A 16,174-nucleotide genomic window follows, 5' to 3' on the forward strand; every position below is an offset into this window, starting at 1 on the left:
GAAAGAAGAGGGTCATGAATGTTTTACCGCATGACGGTATATGTACTTGGTATGTTTGTCAATTACTTCGGCGTCGCGCTTTTGATCAAAGCTACCTTAGGAGCAGGATTTTGGACAGCCTTGTTTGTCGGAATCTCTGATAAGCTCGGCCTGACTGTTGGTATATGGTATGGAATTTTCCAGTTTGTCTTCATTTTTATCAACGGATGGTTGATGAAACAAAAGCCGGAAATCAGAGCGTTGCTGCCACTTGTTTTAGAAAGCTTGATTTTAGACTTTTGGCTGGAGATGGTCTTTAAAAATATGAGCCTGGCCTCCGCTCCGTTTATCGTGCAGCTCATCACGTTAGGAATAGGAGTTGTCTTCAGCGCTCTCGGGGTATCGATATACATTCTCCCGCAATTGCCAAGAGCCCCTGTCGATCAATTGTTTTTAGTAATCTCAAAAAAATTCAAACTCACTTTACGAATGAGTCAGACTGCTGTTGCGCTCACAACTTCTACATCGGCCCTCTTGATCGGCGGCCCAGTGGGTCTGGGCACAGCTGTTGGAGTCGCATTCGCCGGCGTACTCATTCAATACTTTTATACGTATGGTTATCCTTTGTATTATTTGTATCATCCCCACTATCGACAAAGGTTTCAACCTGTTCTATGACAAAATGCTTTTCCCTCAGGGAGGCCAATGTTGATTTCACGATGATCGTTTGATGGACGCCTGCGGGGCACTTTGGAAATTGGATGAAATTAAAGCAAAAAAAGCTCTTGAAGGGTTTCCCCACCAAGAGCTTCATTCAGCAAATCGATAATGCTTTTTCATATTCAGCGACAGCCTCTTCAAATACTTCCAAACCACGATCAATCTGCTCCTGTGTTACAATCAACGGTGGAATCATACGAATCACTTCTTGATGTTTGCCGCACAGGTAGAATAAAACCCCTTTCTCAAGAGATGAATCCAAGACACGCATCATTCCTTCCCCGTCTGGTTCTCCTGTCACAGGGTCAACGATTTCGATACCGATCATTAATCCGATCCCACGGATATCGCCGATGACATTATGGTTTTCACGAATACTTTCAAGACGTTCCAAGGCATATGCCCCAAGCCTTTTCGAGTTATCGAGCAACTTCTCTTCTTCAATGACATCCAAAGTGGCGAGCGCAGCGGAACAAGCGATCGGGTTACCGCCAAATGTCGTACCATGCGTTCCCATCGGCCATTTACTCATCAGTTCTTTGGAAGCGACTGTAGCACTCAACGGCATCCCTGAAGCAATTCCTTTGGCAATGGCCATAATATCAGGTGTCACCCCGAAGGTTTGAGCAGCAAACCATTCCCCGGTCCTGCCAAAACCCGTTTGCACTTCATCAAAAATCAACAGTATTCCGTGGCGATCACAGATTTCACGCACTTTTTGCAGCCATTCTTTCGGAGGAATGATATAGCCACCTTCCCCCAGGACCGGTTCAACGATGACGCTTGCGACTTCTTCAGGAGTCACCTGGTGATCAAATAAAAGTTCAAAATCCTTTTCCAGCTTATCAACACAGTATTCAGCTGCATCTTCCCCCGCTGGACAACCTTCCATATCCGCATAAGGAAGCTGGTAAGTCAGTCCATTCGGTTGTAAAAACTTCCGATACTTACTTTTTGATGTACTGACACCCAGTGCGCCAATGGAACGACCATGGAAACAGCCGGTGAACGACACAACATACGGACGTTGAGTCGCGTATTTGGCAAGCTTCAGAGCACCTTCAATCGCCTCTGTTCCACTATTTGCAAAAAAGAAACAGTCAAGGTTCCCCGGCAGAATACCTTGCAATCGGTCCGCTACTCTTAGAATCGAATCATACATAATCACTCCAGAGGGGCCATGCATCAACTCGTCAGCGCCTTCTTTGATCGCTTTGACAACTTTCGGATGGCGATGTCCTGTATTAGCTACCGCGATTCCTGATGTGAAGTCCAAATATTGCTTACCATCCGTTCCATAATAGTAGCACCCTTCCTCTTTTTCGACAGGCAGGTTAGGGTGGTCTTTGGCCATACTTGGTGCAAGCAGGTCGGGCAAACGCGTATATAGTTCATCAAAAGTCGGCTTCATTTATCAATTCCCCCTAAAAAATAAAATGTGCGATCACTACGATGATCGGAAGAGTAATGATGGTTCTTTGCAAGAAAATAATAGCCAGTTCCAGGACGGAAATAGGAATCTTGGATTTAACGAGTAAAATTCCGATTTCAGACATATAAATAAGCTGGGTCAGAGAAATAGCAGCGATGACGAACCTGGTCAATTCGCTTTCGATCCCTGAACCGATGACGGCAGGAAGGAACATGTCCGCAAAGCCAACGAGCATGGCTGGGGATGCCTGAGCTGCTTCAGGAATTTGCATCCATTGAAGAACTGGAACGATCGGCAGCGATAAATAAGTGAAAAACGGCGTGAACTCGGCGATAATCAAGGCCACCGTTCCGAGTGCCATCACTAATGGAATTAAAGCAAAATAAATATCCAGGACCGTTTGTATGCCTTGTTTACTAACTTCCTTTATCCCTTTGACCTCTGATGCTTTATGAAGCGCTTTTTCTACACCCCATTGGAAGTTGGAGATCCCTTCAGGCGTGTCTTCAGAAATCTGCTTGCCTGTCCCTTCATAGTACGTATCCGCTTTTCTTGATAACGGAGGGATACGTGGGCAAACAAAGGCAGCAATCAAGCCTGCGACAACTACAGTCAAATAGAATGGAACGAAGTATTCCTCCAAACCGATGAAACTGATGACTACTAAACTGAAAGCGATACTATTTATGGAAAAGTTCGTAGCGATTATCGACGCTTCCCGCTTCGTATAATATCCTTCTTCATATTGTTTCGTCGTGATCAGTACCCCTACTGTACCCGCTCCCATCCAGGATGCCAGAGCATCAATCGAGGAACGTCCCGGCAGTTTAAATACCGGTCTCATGACGTTACGCAAAATAGTACCGATAAAATCCATCAAACCGAATTGCATGAGGAGCGGCATCAAGACTCCCGCAAAAAGGAACCATGCAGCAAGTACGGGGACAAGGGCATTCAGCATGGTTCCACCTGTTAAATCAGAGGTGATGATTGCCGGCCCTATCCCGAATATAGTCATGAGTGCAAACAAAGCACCAACCATTCTCGTAATCATCCAAAACGTATGAATGTAAAAAAGCTGTTTCATAAAAGGACTATCCATGATTAACTTCGGCTTGAGCGCTTTTGCAAAAACCGGAACTATGGCTGAGAGTACTAGAATACCCGTCATTAAGCCCGGCAGGATCGGCTCGAGTGACGCCTGAATGGTTTCTGCCATTACTCCCACACCGATGGTGATTTTTCCTCCGTAAGGGATTGGGAATAAAAATAGCAATACCCCTAATAGAGATGGAACTATGAACCAAAAATAGTTCCGTCTGGTCCTGTAGTTCATTGCTTCCTGCTCCCCTCTATCCACACTCTTTTTCTGTTTAGCCTCCATCTACCCCACTCCTTAAATAAGTAATAAAAAAGGCAAAAGATTTTCATCCCTTACCCTCTTACTTGCAAGAATCATGCCAACTTTTTAATTTATTCTGTGTTTTTTGAGTTTTCTGACTACACTAGGCTGACTGATCCCCAATGCTTCCGCCATTTTCGTTGTTGTTTTAAATTTCTGTTTCGCTCGTGCCAGCCTTTCTTTTTCCACTCTTTCTAAAGTTCTGTTCAATGATTCTTCAAAATTATTCACTTCTGAATAAGAATTAATATTCTTCCTGTACCCATCGGGCAAATCGTCAGGCTCGATGATCGAATTATGTGAAGTGACTATCAGTCGTTCCACGAGATTAATCAACTCTCTTACATTCCCCCTCCATTCCAATCCGTTCAAATCATGGAGTACTTCCCTGCTTAACACTCTTTTTCTGTTATAACGGCTTGTGAAATGATCCAAAAAGGAATGGATAAGAGGTGTGATATCCTCTTTCCTTTCTCTTAAAGGCGGGATTATTATCGGCACGACATTCAAACGAAAGTAAAGATCTTCGCGGAACTGTTTCTGCTCGACTGACTTGTCAAGCTGTCTATTAGTAGCACTGATCAACCTGAAATCAGATTGGAGTTCTTTACGACCTCCGACAGGATAGAAGGATTTTTTCTGAATCAGCTTCAACACCTTCACTTGATTTTGTAAAGAAAGCTCTCCAACTTCATCGAGAAACAACGTACCACCACTTGCCATTTCTGCAAAGCCTTTTCTTCCGCCTTTTGTCGCTCCAGTAAAAGAACCTCCTTCATATCCGAAGAGTTCTGCTTCGAACAAAGCCTCTGGAATTGCGCCGCAGTTGACCTCTATAAAAGGTCCCTCCCGCCGTTCACTTTTATCATGGATCATGTTGGCCAGCTGTGTTTTCCCGACACCAGACTCACCGAGAAGCAAAACATTCGCATCGACACCGGCCACTTGATCAGCGATTGCGAGAACTTTACGCATCCCATCACTTTTTCCGATGAATTTTTCTTCACTCTGGTTTTTTAAGCGGTTCAATTCCTTACGGACGCGTTCCATTTCCACTGTCATTTCTTCCATACCTGATTTGATTTCCATCAGCTCAGTCACATCATGGGAATAACTGACCACACGAAACAGCTCTCCCTCTTCATCAAACACAGGTAAACCAGTGACAAGCAATTTCTTACCATCTGCAACGGTCTGCACAAACGTTACTCTTTCTTTCGATTCGATAACCATCGGTGTGGCCAGTGGTGTGAACAGCCCCTCTTTTTCCAAATCATAGACAGACCTCCCCATCAGGTCATCTACATCCACATCGTAAACCTTGCCGGTCGCTTCACTCACTTTGACGATCGTTCCATCTGTATTCGTAACAAGAATATCTTCCTGAAGAGAATGTAAAAGCGTTTTGTATTCATCCCACTCTGTCATCGAATCCCCCACATTATTCATGTTTGAATAATTTTCTGTACCACTTACCAAATGTCTATATATACAATGAAAAATTATTCATTTCTGAATAGTTCTACAATTAATCATAACATACCTCTACGAAGAACTTCAGAATCATTTAATTTCATTGTTGATATTCACTTCCATAAAAGCTCCCTTATCTGGAAGACTTGATTTCGAGATGTTTAGTGAGTGGGTCGAGTCGGCGGGGAATGACTCGCTTTCCGCGGGAGCGCGGTGAGCTTCCTCAGGCTTTCGCCTTCCGGGATCTCACCAAGCACTCTCTTCCCGCAGGAGTCTCACCATTCCCCGCCGACTCCTTGCTATAATTGTTTCTCGAAATCGCTTTTTCAGTATAGAAAACTTTCAGTACATGAGGAGAGGTTAACATATCCCACCCACCATCCACTTCCACAAGTATCTCGTAGGGAGCTTTTGCGAATTAAATATGCTCCCATCCCAGCTCTTAAGTGTGGTTTTTTTCCACCAAGTGAAGGGCAGTTTCTCCCCCAAGGGATTTCGAGAACCTTATATCACAAACAACGGAGGGCGGAAACATCATCGGATGCTCTGTTTCAAGTGAACAGCACGCATCATGCATGAAAACCGTACTGGAGTATTCTTTCTTCTATAGTTTAAGACTCATTCTCCTATGGCGGGGTTCGTTCATTCCACGTTGGGAGGGGGGGGGGCTTGGAAACGACGAGACTCCAGTGGGAGAAGGGGATAGGCGAGATCCCACAGGGCGGTAGCCCGAGGAAGCTCGCCAGGTCCCCCACAGGAAAGTGTTCAAATGCAGAATCGTCCTGGTAGACACGACTGGCATAAGCAGAATAGCAACGGAATGTGTCTTTTCATTCCATTGCTATTCTGCTTATGACGCGAGTGTCTGGACGATGGAGCTAGACGAGTTGTTTCCAAGCCACCCTATCCCTCATTCGGTAACGAACCCCTAGTATCTCGAAACCGTGTCTTCAAGAATCCTGCCATTTAACTGAAGAAACACTCGCAGGAAGATCAACCTCAACGGTTAACAAAATCACTTAAATGAAAGGTGGATGTTCAGCTTATGGAAATTCCGCATACAAAAAACACTTGAATCTCCAGTCGATCCAAGCGTAAGTGATAATTGTTCTATTTACGAAACAGTGAAAGAATCTTTTCTAATTTCCCTTGAGGTGGTTTCACTTTCATTTGCAGCTGCTCATTGAATTCATTTTGGGCTCGCCATTCTTTTTTCTGCTCTTCCCGCATCTCTAAAATTTCTTTTTGCAGGAATTCACTTTTTTCTTTTTCCTGTTCCAGCAATGTTTCGTATTGAGACTTTTGTTGTTCGGTCAATTTGTCGATTTTTGAATTGGTTTTATGGGCGAAGTTTCCAACTCCCGAACTGATGACGTGGTGATCTTGTTGAAGACGGGAAACTGTTGTTTGAAGATGGGCCATATCGTTTTTCAGTTGGACGTTCATTTCACGACTGGCAGCCAGTTCATTAGCTAGCAGTGATAATACATCTTTTAATTGACCGGGGTCTTGGAGCGATTGGTCATATGTATTGGACAATGCAATTTGAGTTTCCGTATATCCTTCCAATCTTTTTTCTTGTTGATCGACAAGGATTTTCGCTTCATCGTCCTGGGATTTATCCGTATCACGAATCGCCATAAGTGCTTCGATATCGGATCTGACAAAAATACGGCGATCGCCATCCTTAAAGAACTCATAACCATTCCGCTCTAAGATCTGCCCATACCGTCTTACAGTTGTTGTTGCAATCTCCATTTCTTCTGCCACTTCTTTGGTAGAGAATGCTCTTTCATTCGGTTGTATATCGTGTCGCATCATGGGCCTCCTTTTCTAATAATATGAAGGTTTTGCGAGGAATTTGCAAGGTGCTTCCGTCATCGATAGGAAGGGATGAAATAAGTCGTTCCGCCTATTCTTCCAATGCAATGATCGTGTGTTTTAAAACGAGGTCAAAATCCACCTCTCTCCATTTTATCAAGTGTTCCCCAATCTGTATAACTTTGGCTCCACAAAAATTAAATTGCCTGTTCAGGGTGGGAAAGCCCCCTCCGTTCATAATCAAGAAAGCCCTTCAATGATAAAGAGCTTTACACATATCAGGTGTTATGCAATTCTTCTTTCGAAATGACTTGCCAGCCATTTGCCTGGAGATGATCGATATATATTGCTATTTCAATATCTTCTTTTTCAATTGCAAGGGGAGATAAAGATACCCAGCATTCATCAGAAGAATAGTTCATAGTAACTTTTACCACTTCATAGCCATTATGATATTCCGGGTGGAAGCCTGGATCTTCAATGATATCTCCTTCTACAGGACGGACGGTGGAATCAAAAGCTTTCATCATGGTCACTTGTCTATTCTTTTCTTTTACAGAAGATATAAAAAGGATAAACTTAATTTTCATATTAGTCCCATCCTTCTTGGAGGAGTAAAATTCAGTGATAAAAAACCTGAATCGTCCCGATACCGTAACATGCATGAAGGTTCAGGTAAACGGGCCGCTTTCACTTTTCAATTTTATATAAAACATGACGGCATAGATCGCTTGATAAATCGATCTTCGGGTGATTAAACTCCTTCACGAAATGCAGCCCGATTTTGTTCATGACTGCTTTCGAAGGGTGGTTGATTTTAGCGGTGAAACTGAAGACTTCATCAAATCCAAGCTTTCCGAAGCCATAGTCCAGACATGCTCTGGCACCTTCTGTCGCGTATCCCTTCCCCCACGCAGGCCTTTTCAACCGATAACCGATTTCCACACAAGGGGTGAAATCCTCCTCGAAAGTAGCACGGTGAAAACCTATAAAGCCGATAAATTCGTTCTTTTCCTTTGTTTCAACCGCAAACAAGCCATAACCATGATGCTCGAACTCTTGTTGAATACGATCGTAAAATTTGTCTGTTTCATCACAAGATAGAGTCTGTGGAAAGTAAGACATTACATGTTCATCTGCATTCATTTTCCTGAAACTATCCAGATCCCCACTTTCCCAATCACGAAATATCAGTCGAGCTGATTCGAAATAAACCATCTTCTCACTCCAAAATATGTCACACGTCTAAAATAAACGTTTTTTGTGCAGTTCATCTTTTCTTAACTCTAACATAATGCATTTACTAAAACTCCCGTTTTCAATGGCAGGAAAAAACATTCGCTCTTTTCTTGAACCAAGTCCATCCAAGTTGTATACGTGTTATAACTGCTTACAAGACGATTGAAGGATTACCCATTTATTATTCGGGTATGGGATATTAGATAGAAGTTAATGCACAAGGAGGATGAATTTATGAATAACAAAATAATAGGCGGCGTTTTTTCTAGTGTAGGTAATGCAGAAAGAGCCATATCTGAATTACAACGTCACGGTTATGGACACGATGACATCTCTGTTTTTGCTAAAGAAAAAAGTAAAGTGAATGTCTTAGAAGATGAAATGGATACTTCCGTCACCTCTAATAAAGGCAGTCGTGGGAAAAACGCTGGAAAAGGAGCTGGATTAGGGGCTTTATCCGGTGGGGCGTTAGGTGGGATCGGTGGTTTAATTACAGGACTTGGTCTTCTCGCCATACCTGGCATCGGACAAATTGCTGCCGCGGGTCCGATCGTCGCCTCTCTTACTGGTGCAGGAGTAGGCGCAGGGGGTGGCGGGATCATCGGCGCACTTGTTGGAGCAGGGATGCCAGAAAAAGAAGCTAAGCAATATGAAAATCACTTGAAAGATGGAAAAATAATCGTAATCGTAGAGGCAACAGATACAATGCAGGATAAAGTATATCGCACATTCCTATCGAGTAAAACTGAAAATAAGTCGATGTATCCTGACAATTATCGCAATCAAAACAACCCTTCATCCCATCGTATTCCTACTAACAATCATGACAGTGAAAAAACAAACCCGATTAAAAATGAAGGGGATCATGAGAACCAGAACACAATCCCTTCTGATAAAACGAAAAAAACACGCTCAAGAACGTCAGAGCGCCATCAATAGTAGTTCCATGTTTATTGTACACTAAGGGAACTTCCCTCTTGGGGGAGTTCCTCTTTTTTCATTCCGTTCAAGCGCTGATGAGTCGAGAATAATACCGTTTATACCAAGTGGGGCGGAGGGCCAGAAATTTTATATTACATGGTTCGATCGGGATTCAACCTGGCCATCAGTAAAGTATTATAGTAAATTCCATCAGAAAGCCATCGATCTTCTTTTAATGTACCTTCGACTTCAAAACCATATTCTTTATAAAGACTTATAGCTTTTTTATTTGTTTCAAGTACACGTAACGTCATTTTCCTGATATCGTTTGAATCTGACCAAATAATCGATTCTTTCAATAAACTTCTTCCAATACCATTACCCCAAAATGCCCTTAACACCCCAACACCAAACTCCACTTTATGGGAAAATCTTTTTAAGTGATCACATTCGCACCTTGAATAGCCGACAATTTCCCTATCAATCTCTGCTATTAAAAAAAGATGATTAAGACTCTCTGTATCTCCTCTTATGAGGTCTTTAAATCCTTCTTCATTTATGTAGGCTTCTCCTTGTTCTCTATCCAGGTTTTCCGTTTCGCCATCTATTTCTAACCTTAACTCAGATAAGGGGCCAGCATCGTTCTCTACTGCAGACCTAATCGTATAACGTAGATTACGATGGTAATAATCTCGATCATTTATTTTCATCTGAATGTTTCCCCTCCGCACTCTATACATCCGCCCTTCTAATATCAGAGATATAGAAGGTGATTGAGGCTCTGGACCTGCGTTATAGTAATCATTAATCTTATTCATCAATGATCATTCTTGTTGTCTTTCATTTCAGCTTTATCCTTAATCCAATCTAATTTTCTGTCCCACTCTGTTGCTATATTTCTCATCCACTCTGCTGTTGAAAATAATTGCCCGGGACACACCCTGTGTCTCATTTCTCGACCAATTCGGGTCGAAAACACTAGGCCAGCATCATTTAGGACTGTAAGGTGTTTGACCACTGCCTGGCGAGATACAGGCACCTTTTTGGCTAATGTGGTTGCTGTTGCCTCACCTGTTAAAGCGATTTGGTCAAGCAGCTGACGGCGGATCGGATCGGCTAAAGCATTGAAAACCATGTCATTTTTATGATTATCTTCTGACAACATATTACTGCTCAGCACGCTTTCGTATTACTTCAAGTTGGTATTTCCATCCTTCAATATTCCCATTGAAGAACTTTTCCTGCTCTTCTTCAGAGACCGTAAGACTGGAAAAACCACTTTCAACCACACGCAGCCAAGTCCCTCCGTCATCAGTTTTCAATATAAATTCAACCAATGTGGAGTTCCCTTCTTTTGGTTCCACACCAGGGAAAGAACTTGCCCATCGACATGCCAGATAACTAGGTGGATCTTCTTTTTCAATTTTGACAGGAAATTCCCCATACTTCGTATCAGCCACTACAAATGATCCATCAACTTTCACTTTGTCAGGGCCTGGAGCATCTCCGACCCACCATGCGGGTTGACTGATCAAATCCCATACTGTTTGGATAGATGCATTAATAAAAACCTCTCGTTCAATCGAATCCATATTCATTTTTGAGCACCACCTTTTTTATATGTGCAACCTTAGAGTAGCACATATAAACTATTTACTGCAACATAAAGGTTGCACATAATGTGTTTTTATCTATTTCTTCTTCATCTCTTTGAAAATCACCCCATAATGAATGACAAGTAATTAATGAATAAGAACCACCCTAATGATGCTAAACTCAATGAAAGTACAGATACAGATAGATATGGGTGAGAACCTAGTCTCCTTCTGGACTGAAATAAGAAGACACTCGCTAATAATATACTAAGAGCAAAAAACACGCCGAACATGATATTCCAGGCAGCGCTGAATCTGATATCAAAATCAATCAACACTATTCCTATGTAACAAGTATTGATTATTAATGAAAGGACCAATAGGAACTTTTTCACCTCATCACCTCCCTGAATAATCACTCGCCTGAATCATAATGATTTCTACGGACCATTAACGTGAAGATAGATATAATCATTCCAAAGAAAACAATTGTAATCAACTGCCCCACCCCCGAATTTCAGAAGAAGAAAATTCACTCAGTATTATGAGGCCAAAAATAAATAAGGATGTGAAAATATAAAAGTAACCACTCTTTTTTTCACTATCTCCGACTTTCTCTAAACCAAACAGAAAAACATCACAACATTAAACAAGTAAATGCTCACCGCAGGGATATGAAGACGATCAATGAACAAATGATAAAATACTGCACTTAATCCAACGACCGCTACCCCCAGGTTCAGTTTTCTTAAGAGTTTCACTTGTCCTTCCTCCAAACCCTACAATTACGGACTAAAATTCCAGCAGTAAATAAAGCTCTTCGAAATGATAGAACCAAAGCCAAGTCTGGTTATTCATTAAAAACAGTAAAAGGCATCAATCTAAAGCAGGGCTCTCCCCTCTATATGACTAGGTCACCTCCAGCCATGTCTGCTTTCTCAAGCAACCAATCACCAAAATTCATAACATATTCAATTCAGAAATATGCCCCCTATTATACTAAGTAACCCCATTAAAACAACGCTCCCAATGACAAAATACTTTATAAGCCTGATTGGCAATGGAAGTCGCCCACCACCTGAACTGATTTGCCCCTCTATTTTTTGCTGATGGGCAATCGCATCGTTGAAGGGTTTATTTGGACCTTCATTATAATTAGCCATAGTTCCTCCTATTCGGAATCTTTTTTTCTTTTCCTATATATACTGGATACTGCTAATAATATCAACCCGACAATCATCAATGGGATTACGAATAATGAGAATGGTTCTGGAGCATCCGTAATATTAATTCCGAAGCCTGCGACAAAAAGAAATAACCCTATGTAGTACAGTGTTTTCCCATTGTAGTTAGAACGCCCCATTTTCACCTCTCCTTAGAAAATATCTGACTCCGACACTCAACTGAATTGGTTCTTCAATTCTTTGATATTACACACAACTATTGTTTTATCCCTGTATTTTCCGAAGCTCTTAAAAAAAATTCGGTTTACCTCTTTCTTCAAATTGCTTATTCCATTTGAACATTTTCAAAAAAATTTTCAGAGTCGGTTGATAATTCGCATGTTCCATCCCGGCCTTCTGAAAAATGTATCTCTTGATGATACGGTACGTTCTCGTAGAATAATTGATATCCAAAAATATAATTAAGTCTGCATGTTGAAAGCTTCCCGAAACCCACTCCTCATTATGAACGCCCTCTATTATCCAACTTTCAGAACGGACAATTGTATTCAAGTAATTACGTTTCTCTAAGTCTGTTCTTCTTCTATCCGCTCCTGGATTCCGTTCCCAAGCGACATTATCCAACTCGTAATATGGAACCCCCAATTTAGTAGACAGTTCTTTTGCTAAGGTTGTTTTCCCGCTTGCTACCGAGCCGATGATATGGATTTTCCTTGGAATATTCCTCTGCACTTTTTGGTCACCATCCGACTATTCAGATACTTTAGAAAATTTCACACTCTAAACGTATCACATGTGGAAATATTTGAGAACACCAAATAACTCTTACGCACAGAACAAGAAGCGAAATCCCATCAAATAATAAGTAAAGTGGTTCTCACGTCGAAACGCCACCTTTCTGCAGAAAAAAACCAGACCTATTTGGCCTGGTTTCTCAAGTTTAAATATTTACTGTCACATCTGCTTCTTCACGTAGATTTTTGACAAGTTTTTGAGTAGCTTCTGACTCTTTCTGTTGTTTCAATTGATCTTTAAGACGATCCTTCACTTCTTCATAAGCAGGAACTTCCTGTCCATTCTCCGCTTTTTCCTGTTGAGCTTTCATTTGATCGTACGCTTTTTTCACTTCTTCTTCAGTCGGTTCTGTATCGCCAGCTTCTTCAGCGATCAGCTTGTCCAACTTGATTTGTGTCCCCACTTGCGTCATGACTTCTTCTTTACTCATGCCTTGCTCTTCTAATTTTTTCAAGAATTCATCTGTGGATTTTACTTGTCGTTCCTTAGCCAGCTCTTCAAGCTTTTTATCTTTTTCTTCTTGCGGAGCCTTGTAGTCACGGCTGTCAGCTTCCTGGATCAATAACTCTTGACCAACGAGACTGTCAGCTACTTGCTTTTTCAATTTATCCTGGTCGACCTTTTGACCTGACATTTGAGATTGCATAGCCATTTGTTGGAATTGACCTTTATACACATTCTCAAACTCAGCTTTCTTGATTTCTTCACCATTGACCTTTGCTACTACATCAGGTACACCTTCTAAGTCAGGCTTTGGCATTTCCTGTTGCTGGGAATCTTCGCTTGCCTGCTCTTCTTGTTTTTGTTCATCTTTATTATTATCACCTTCAGCAGACTCTCCTTCATCACTACCGCAGGCTGCAAGTAGGGAAACAAAAGCTGCAAAAATTAAAGTCAGTAACCATTTTTTATTCAATGTCATTTCTCCTTTATTATCAACGTTGATTGCTATTGTAACATTTACTATAGAAGTGTAAATACATCAACCAAGCTAGATGATCATGTTTTCAAGTGTCTACGTTCCTCCATCCCCTGTTATGAGCACTTTCAAGGTCCAAGAAGGAACAAATGTGGAAAATCTGTGTAAAAGCCTTCCACTTATTGAGAAATAGTTACTTGATAATGGGAGGCTCCTTTCCTTCAAGCCAATCAGTAATAAATGGCGCCTGATGTGAATTAATATGCCCAGGAATGGTAGTTTTATGAAAAAAATCCAACTCCCTGCTTTCATGATTCCCAAGCAGTACGCCATCAAATTTTCTTGAAATGAAAATAATCTGTACACTGAAGACCTGGTCACCATTTTCGTATTGAGCGTATCCCTTTTCCCCTGAATAAACACCAAACAACTCAAGCTCATGAATAGTCAAGCCTGTCTCTTCAAAAACCTCCCGCTTCACTGTCGCTTCAAAGGTTTCCCCGATTTCGAGCAGACCACCAGGGATCCCCCACACGCCATAGTCCGACCGCTTTTGCAGTAGGATCCGGCCTGAGCCGTCTTCGATAATCGCGCCACAACCGACAGTCAACAAAGTTTCATGACCAATCATCGCACGCATTGTTTTTATATAATCATTCATAGCTCAATCCCCCTGTACACTATGGAAAACCAATCACTCTTCCAAAAAGGGGTGATTTTTCTGAATAGCACTTAGGATAATTTCTTTTCACTATAAAACCCCGCTGTAAAAGAGAATAACACAGCGAGGGGAGGTAGGCTATATTCAAGGTTCTGATTATGAGAGCGACCTTTCTCTATTTTTCTGCATATAAAAGGTGCAGAATTCTGTTGAATTGGTGTGTTTTCACGTTGTAACCTTCTTTCTCCAGCCAGTTAACAAGTTTTGAAAGATCAGCATAGAATTCATCATGGATAGCATCCACTGCTTCTCCATTTCCTTCCTGTTCAAATTGAGCGAGGATGCGCTGTTTCTCTTTTTCATTTTCAAACATTAAATCTGCAATGGCTATTCTTCCATCATCGTTCAAAATACGGTCCATCTCAGCCAGGGCTAGTTCTTTTTCGGCATCTGGCAAGTGATGAAGAGCATAGCTTGATACCACAAAATCTGTACTGTGATCCATAATAGGAAGTGATAAAAAATGACCAGGACGTGTCTCCAATTCAGGATACTTTTTCAAACAAACTTTCAGCATTTCTTCCGATTGATCCACTCCGATCATTGTTGTGCCATCATCCATAAATAGAGCAGCCAAATTACCTGTGCCAGTGCCGATATCGACCCCCAGCTCCTCCGGTTTCGGTTCCACCCAATCTTTAACCTTAGACAGTGCTACATGATAATGTTCATGAACATTGAATCGATAGCCAGTGGTTTTTATAGTTTGATCATATTCTTCTGCTTGCTCATCAAAATTCCAACGATCTTTCCAACTCTTTCTCATTTTTTTAACCTCTTTCAATTGTTGGGATAGATTTAACAGGTCTTCGTGTCCTGGCGATTCTCCTATCATTTGGTCCAACGTCGTAATCATATCTTTGATTTGGATCCATTCTCCATATAACGCAGACCGCTGCAGATCCAAGTAAGACTGGATATTATCTCCTTCCAAACTGGCTTTTATTTGAGCTGTGGACATTCCCACTTCGCGAAGAGCCAGAATTGTCTGGAGTTTCCACAAATCTTCTTCCTGAAAATAACGGTAATCGTTCTCTCCTTTTTCAGGAGTGATCAATCCTTTTTCTTCATAAAAGCGAATGGTGCGAGGTGTCGTATGTAACATCTTTGCAGTTTCTGTAATTTTCATGGTATTCCTCCTTTACTGTCTTTAATATAAAGGTTGACGCCAGGTTAAGGTAAAGGCTTATTTTAAAGTTTTAGAAAGCGGACTGCCAAAGGTTAGAATGTTTCTCGATAAAGTGAATACCACCTATCATTGGATAATTATGTTAAACTAGTAAACGTATACATAACGAGAGAACAGGTAAGTGCTCGCTTCTTTATCAGTCATTCCCTCACAATTCCTCCAGATTAAACGATATCTTCTACAGAAAAAATATAATATATCAGTCAAACATTCAGGAGGCGATCGTGCCTATGCTTGAAACGAACCGATGTGTAGTTAGAAAGATTTCCAATGACGACTATGATGATGTAAAAGAGATCTACCTTAATGAAGAAGTCAGAAAATACCTTGGCGGGACCCGTGAAATAGACTCTATATCAACAATTCTCGCGCAGATGGTGATGCCCCCGGATCACTCATTCTACTGGAAGATTAAAGATAAACGCACCGATAGTTTTGTAGGGTTAATTTCTTTGGACCCTCATCATTCAGGCGATCAATTAGAAATTTCCTATCAGCTCTTACCCCAATGGTGGGGAAAAGGGTATGCAGGCGAAGTTCTTTCATCCGTCCTCCATTACGGCTTCACTGTATTAAAACTACCAAGAGTGGTCGCAGAAACACAAACGGCTAATATGCGATCTCGACGACTCTTAGAAAAGTCTGGAATGAAATTGGTCACTATCCGCCAAAGGTTCGGTGCAGAACAATCGATTTATCAAATAGAGAGGGACGACTTAAAATAATGGGGGGTGGGCTTGGTTCTCTATTTTAACAGCGCTTTTCAGTGGTGTTTGGCAAGTAC

20 protein-coding genes are annotated in these 16,174 nt (G+C 41.6%); 3 read left to right on the top strand and 17 right to left on the bottom strand.

Annotated elements, in window-relative coordinates:
- Window positions 1–18: 18 nt before the first annotated feature.
- Window positions 19–657 (top strand): YczE/YyaS/YitT family protein, encoded by a 639-nt coding sequence (locus tag HLI_RS07215; RefSeq protein ID WP_128524307.1) that lies wholly within the window; start codon window positions 19–21, stop codon window positions 655–657.
- A 136-nt stretch (window positions 658–793) separates the two neighbouring features.
- Here the strand turns inward: HLI_RS07215 and HLI_RS07220 are convergent, their stop codons facing one another.
- The 6 genes from HLI_RS07220 to HLI_RS07245 all read right to left on the bottom strand — a co-directional run bounded on the left by HLI_RS07220 (window position 794) and on the right by HLI_RS07245 (window position 8,045).
- Entirely contained in the window at window positions 794–2,110 is a 1,317-nt protein-coding gene (locus HLI_RS07220; protein WP_128524309.1) for an aspartate aminotransferase family protein, read from the bottom strand.
- 13 nt (window positions 2,111–2,123) lie between these two features.
- The gene (locus HLI_RS07225) at window positions 2,124–3,515 is read right to left on the bottom strand and encodes a YjiH family protein (RefSeq protein ID WP_128524310.1); all 1,392 of its coding nucleotides are present in this window, start codon (window positions 3,513–3,515) and stop codon (window positions 2,124–2,126) included.
- A gap of 84 nt (window positions 3,516–3,599) precedes the next feature.
- A complete protein-coding gene (locus HLI_RS07230; RefSeq protein WP_128524311.1) occupies window positions 3,600–4,961 on the bottom strand; it encodes a sigma-54 interaction domain-containing protein in 1,362 nt (453 codons plus the stop codon).
- Between the two features lie 1,155 nt (window positions 4,962–6,116).
- Window positions 6,117–6,824, bottom strand: a complete 708-nt coding sequence (locus HLI_RS07235; RefSeq protein WP_128524312.1) for a MerR family transcriptional regulator — start codon at window positions 6,822–6,824, stop codon at window positions 6,117–6,119.
- Between the two features lie 281 nt (window positions 6,825–7,105).
- Window positions 7,106–7,417 carry a hypothetical protein gene (locus HLI_RS07240; protein WP_128524313.1) on the bottom strand — a complete coding sequence of 104 codons (312 nt, stop codon included), beginning with the start codon at window positions 7,415–7,417 and terminating at the stop codon, window positions 7,106–7,108.
- 100 nt (window positions 7,418–7,517) lie between these two features.
- Window positions 7,518–8,045, bottom strand: coding sequence for a GNAT family N-acetyltransferase (locus HLI_RS07245; RefSeq protein WP_128524314.1), 528 nt, complete (start codon window positions 8,043–8,045; stop codon window positions 7,518–7,520).
- A gap of 255 nt (window positions 8,046–8,300) precedes the next feature.
- Between HLI_RS07245 and HLI_RS07250 the strand changes: the two genes are divergently transcribed.
- Window positions 8,301–9,005, top strand: a complete 705-nt coding sequence (locus HLI_RS07250; protein ID WP_128524315.1) for a general stress protein — start codon at window positions 8,301–8,303, stop codon at window positions 9,003–9,005.
- A gap of 134 nt (window positions 9,006–9,139) precedes the next feature.
- On the opposite strand, the gene HLI_RS07255 is transcribed toward HLI_RS07250, so the two are convergent.
- From HLI_RS07255 to HLI_RS07300, 11 genes are all read right to left on the bottom strand, one after another.
- Complete coding sequence (locus tag HLI_RS07255; RefSeq protein ID WP_128524317.1) at window positions 9,140–9,697, bottom strand: GNAT family N-acetyltransferase; 558 nt, start codon at window positions 9,695–9,697, stop codon at window positions 9,140–9,142.
- A gap of 107 nt (window positions 9,698–9,804) precedes the next feature.
- On the bottom strand, window positions 9,805–10,149 hold the full coding sequence (locus HLI_RS07260; RefSeq protein WP_206659641.1) for an ArsR/SmtB family transcription factor: 345 nt from the start codon (window positions 10,147–10,149) through the stop codon (window positions 9,805–9,807).
- A gap of 4 nt (window positions 10,150–10,153) precedes the next feature.
- Entirely contained in the window at window positions 10,154–10,585 is a 432-nt protein-coding gene (locus HLI_RS07265; RefSeq protein WP_128524321.1) for an SRPBCC domain-containing protein, read from the bottom strand.
- A 119-nt stretch (window positions 10,586–10,704) separates the two neighbouring features.
- Entirely contained in the window at window positions 10,705–10,977 is a 273-nt protein-coding gene (locus tag HLI_RS07270; protein ID WP_128524323.1) for a hypothetical protein, read from the bottom strand.
- A 222-nt stretch (window positions 10,978–11,199) separates the two neighbouring features.
- On the bottom strand, window positions 11,200–11,343 hold the full coding sequence (locus HLI_RS21540; protein WP_164908508.1) for a hypothetical protein: 144 nt from the start codon (window positions 11,341–11,343) through the stop codon (window positions 11,200–11,202).
- Window positions 11,344–11,553: 210 nt separating this feature from the next.
- Entirely contained in the window at window positions 11,554–11,745 is a 192-nt protein-coding gene (locus HLI_RS07275) for a hypothetical protein (RefSeq protein WP_128524325.1), read from the bottom strand.
- 8 nt (window positions 11,746–11,753) lie between these two features.
- Window positions 11,754–11,945, bottom strand: a complete 192-nt coding sequence (locus HLI_RS07280; RefSeq protein WP_128524327.1) for a hypothetical protein — start codon at window positions 11,943–11,945, stop codon at window positions 11,754–11,756.
- Between the two features lie 109 nt (window positions 11,946–12,054).
- The gene (locus HLI_RS07285; protein WP_128524329.1) at window positions 12,055–12,498 is read right to left on the bottom strand and encodes an AAA family ATPase; all 444 of its coding nucleotides are present in this window, start codon (window positions 12,496–12,498) and stop codon (window positions 12,055–12,057) included.
- A gap of 208 nt (window positions 12,499–12,706) precedes the next feature.
- Entirely contained in the window at window positions 12,707–13,483 is a 777-nt protein-coding gene (locus HLI_RS07290) for a SurA N-terminal domain-containing protein (RefSeq protein ID WP_128524331.1), read from the bottom strand.
- A gap of 190 nt (window positions 13,484–13,673) precedes the next feature.
- Window positions 13,674–14,141, bottom strand: coding sequence for an NUDIX hydrolase (locus HLI_RS07295; RefSeq protein WP_128524333.1), 468 nt, complete (start codon window positions 14,139–14,141; stop codon window positions 13,674–13,676).
- 175 nt (window positions 14,142–14,316) lie between these two features.
- Window positions 14,317–15,330 (bottom strand): MerR family transcriptional regulator, encoded by a 1,014-nt coding sequence (locus HLI_RS07300; RefSeq protein ID WP_128524335.1) that lies wholly within the window; start codon window positions 15,328–15,330, stop codon window positions 14,317–14,319.
- A 290-nt stretch (window positions 15,331–15,620) separates the two neighbouring features.
- Here HLI_RS07300 and HLI_RS07305 point away from each other — a divergent pair, with 290 nt between their 5' ends.
- The gene (locus tag HLI_RS07305; protein ID WP_128524336.1) at window positions 15,621–16,115 is read left to right on the top strand and encodes a GNAT family N-acetyltransferase; all 495 of its coding nucleotides are present in this window, start codon (window positions 15,621–15,623) and stop codon (window positions 16,113–16,115) included.
- The last annotated feature ends 59 nt before the right edge of the window (window positions 16,116–16,174 follow it).

Origin of the sequence: Halobacillus litoralis (assembly GCF_004101865.1) — a bacterium.
GTDB lineage: Bacteria > Bacillota > Bacilli > Bacillales > Halobacillaceae > Halobacillus > Halobacillus litoralis_A.